Consider the following 469-nt stretch of genomic DNA (forward strand, 5'->3'; position numbering starts at 1 on the left):
CGATATCGGCTTCCAATCCCGATGTGACTAGGCTTGCCTTAATGTTTTCATGTTCGTTGTAAAAAACAGCAATAGGAGAAGCTTCTGCGCCTGTGCCAGCCGTTGTCGGAACCGCAATGTGGGGCACTCGAATATCTTCATTGTTTGGCCACACATCCATATGACCACCACCCGCAATCACGGTGCGAATGTCATCTATCTTCTTATGAAATGCGTATTTCACACCTTTAGAAGCATCAATCACGCTGCCGCCGCCAACAGACAAAATCGCATCAGCATTGACGCTGTTTGCAAACTCAATGGCAGCATTGATGTTGTCGCAAGTCGCGTCTGGCGCGATATCGGTGTACACACCAACAAGCTGAACCGCTTGTTCATTGCCTGGCTGGTTCACCTTTTCGTTTACAAACAACGCCGAGAACTGCTCAACAAAGCCAAGAGACTCCAAGCCTTTATCAGAAAAGAGCAC

At 48.2% G+C, this 469-nt stretch carries 1 protein-coding gene; it reads right to left on the reverse strand.

Annotated elements, in window-relative coordinates; translation table 11 throughout:
• Nucleotides 1-469, reverse strand: a 469-nt coding sequence (locus AB4486_RS22960; RefSeq protein ID WP_372118809.1) for an iron-containing alcohol dehydrogenase, incomplete at both ends; no start/stop codon positions are given.

This window comes from Vibrio sp. 10N.222.55.C6, assembly GCF_041473395.1.
GTDB lineage: Bacteria > Pseudomonadota > Gammaproteobacteria > Enterobacterales > Vibrionaceae > Vibrio > Vibrio crassostreae_C.